The 2,413-nt window shown below is 39.9% G+C and carries 1 protein-coding gene, 6 tRNA genes and 1 rRNA gene; all 8 read left to right on the forward strand.

Features of this window, described 5'->3' with window-relative positions:
- Positions 1-95: ribosomal RNA gene (rrf, locus tag BUB93_RS11135) — 5S ribosomal RNA — on the forward strand; the annotation flags it as partial.
- A gap of 4 nt (positions 96-99) precedes the next feature.
- Positions 100-174, forward strand: a tRNA-Asn gene (locus tag BUB93_RS11140).
- 3 nt (positions 175-177) lie between these two features.
- Positions 178-252: transfer RNA gene (locus BUB93_RS11145), tRNA-Glu, on the forward strand.
- 79 nt (positions 253-331) lie between these two features.
- A tRNA-Asp gene (locus tag BUB93_RS11150) sits at positions 332-408 on the forward strand.
- 39 nt (positions 409-447) lie between these two features.
- Positions 448-522 (forward strand) — tRNA-Thr (locus tag BUB93_RS11155).
- An 8-nt stretch (positions 523-530) separates the two neighbouring features.
- A tRNA-Tyr gene (locus tag BUB93_RS11160) sits at positions 531-615 on the forward strand.
- Between the two features lie 5 nt (positions 616-620).
- Positions 621-696, forward strand: a tRNA-Lys gene (locus BUB93_RS11165).
- A 131-nt stretch (positions 697-827) separates the two neighbouring features.
- A complete protein-coding gene (locus BUB93_RS11170; protein ID WP_073272286.1) occupies positions 828-2,165 on the forward strand; it encodes an NCS2 family permease in 1,338 nt (445 codons plus the stop codon).
- Positions 2,166-2,413: the final 248 nt, after the last annotated feature.

Below are 2,413 nucleotides of genomic sequence, written 5' to 3' on the forward strand. Positions count from 1 at the left end.
CTACACCTGTTCCCATACCGAACACAGTAGTTAAGTCCTCCTGCGCAGATGGTACTTGGATGGAGACGTCCTGGGAGAGTATGTCGCTGCGGGATTCATTCCTCAGTAGCTCAATGGTGGAGCAACCGGCTGTTAACCGGTAGGTTGTTGGTTCGAGTCCAACCTGGGGAGCCATTTGGCCCCTTGGTCAAGCGGTTAAGACACCGCCCTTTCACGGCGGTAACAGGGGTTCGAGTCCCCTAGGGGTCACCAATTTGTCTTAACTCATTACCTTGCATTATTCAAGGTAAACAATTAAGAGTCTGTAGTTTTAAATATTCAGACTCATTGCGGCCTGGTAGTTCAGTTGGTTAGAATGCCAGCCTGTCACGCTGGAGGTCGAGGGTTCGAGTCCCTTCCAGGTCGCCATTTTTTATAAGGAAATAAGAGTTAAATATATGTTTTCATGCTGGTGTGGCTCAACGGTAGAGCAGCTGACTTGTAATCAGCAGGTTGTAGGTTCGATTCCTATCACCAGCTCCATTATTTTTGGGGGAATTCCCGAGTGGCCAAAGGGGGCAGACTGTAAATCTGTTGGCTCCGCCTTCAGAGGTTCGAATCCTCTTTCCCCCACCATTTAAGACCCATTAGCTCAGTCGGTAGAGCACCTGACTTTTAATCAGGGTGTCCCGCGTTCGAGTCGCGGATGGGTCACCATTCAAAGAACTTAAGTCTTTCAGAAAACTGGAAGACCTTTTTTTTATTGTATGCCAGTTTATTATAATTAACTATGAAATATGATAAAATATAAAAGTTCTTTTCAATAGTCAAAATAGAAGGAGGAAGTTATGAAATCATTTTTGGATTCTTTTTTTAAGTTGAAGGAAAATAATACAAATGTGAAAACAGAAGTAATGGCTGGTATAACGACATTTATGACTATGGCTTATATATTAATCGTTAATCCCAGCATATTATCTGTAACGGGAATGGATTTTAATGCACTTATAACAGCTACAGCTATAGCAGCTGCTATCGGAACTTTTTTTATGGCTATATTCGCTAATTATCCTTTTGCTCTAGCGCCTGGAATGGGCTTAAATGCTTATTTTGCATACGTAGTAGTACTACAAATGGGATATAGTTGGGAAATTGCCTTAACGGCCATTTTTGTAGAAGGTATTATTTTCATTCTTTTAAGTTTTTTTAATGTCAGAGAAGCTTTGTTTAATGCAATACCTTCAACATTAAAAAAAGCTGTAGGGGTAGGGATTGGCCTGTTCATTACATTTATAGGACTACAAAATGCAGGTGTAATCGTCGGAAATCAAGCTACTTTAGTAGGATTGGGAAGTTTGAAATCTATCACGGCTATTTTAACTTTAGTCGGAGTAATAATTACAGTTGTTATGATAGTAAAAAAAGTAAGAGGCGCGATTCTTTGGGGGATACTAATTACTTATTTGTTGGGACTTATATCTCAATTTGCGGGAATATATGTTGTAAACCCTGATATCGGGATGTATTCATTAATTCCTTCTGGCATAATATCGGCACCCCCATCTCTTGAACCGATATTTTTCAAATTTGATTTTGCACAAATGCTGAGTTTGGATTTCGTGATTGTAATTTTCACATTTTTATTTGTAGACCTATTTGATACTTTGGGAACATTAATAGGTGTATCTACTAAAGCTGGATTTTTAACTAAGGAAGGAAAGCTTCCTAAAATAAAGCAAGCGCTCTTGGCAGATGCCGTAGCTACAACAGCCGGTGCTGTATTAGGGACTTCAACTACTACAACATACGTTGAAAGTGCTTCAGGAGTGGCAGATGGTGGAAGAACAGGTTTGACTGCATTCACAACTGGAGTATTGTTTATTCTGGCTCTTGTTTTTAGCCCTGTAATTTCAGTAATACCTGCATTTGCAACTGCTCCAGCTTTGATTGTCGTTGGATTGTTTATGATGGAACATGTTGTGGATATAGATTTTAATGACTACACTGAAGCGCTGCCAGCTTTTTTAACAATACTCATGATGCCTTTGGCATACAGTATTTCGGATGGTCTTGCATTTGGAGGGATATCCTATGTTCTAGTCAAGCTGCTGTCAGGCAAAAGGAAAGATATTCATCCCGTTATGTATATTATAGCGTTGATGTTTATAGTATATTTTATTTTTTAAGTTATAAAGGCTCTCCATATGATTGGGGAGTTTTTTTATATACATGGAAAGGTCCTCATATAATGGCCAAAAAGGTTCAATTTTTCTCGCAAAGGGTGCAACGTGCATTATGACCCCAATTTCTGCTTTCCACTTCCCACTTTTCAACTGATTGCTATCAAAAGCAAGCTCAAACACTTTGGTTCGCACCTTAGTATGCATAGAGACAGCACCACGGACACCGATGGTGTCCGAGTTCGTGGGCTTCG

It is taken from the genome of Alkalibacter saccharofermentans DSM 14828 (genome assembly GCF_900128885.1).
Taxonomy (GTDB): Bacteria; Bacillota; Clostridia; order Eubacteriales; family Alkalibacteraceae; genus Alkalibacter; species Alkalibacter saccharofermentans.

Excerpts from the sequence above, each read along its gene's own strand:
- BUB93_RS11170 (WP_073272286.1), top strand. The coding sequence starts at position 828 with ATGAAATCATTTTTGGATTCTTTTTTTAAGTTGAAGGAAAATAATACA.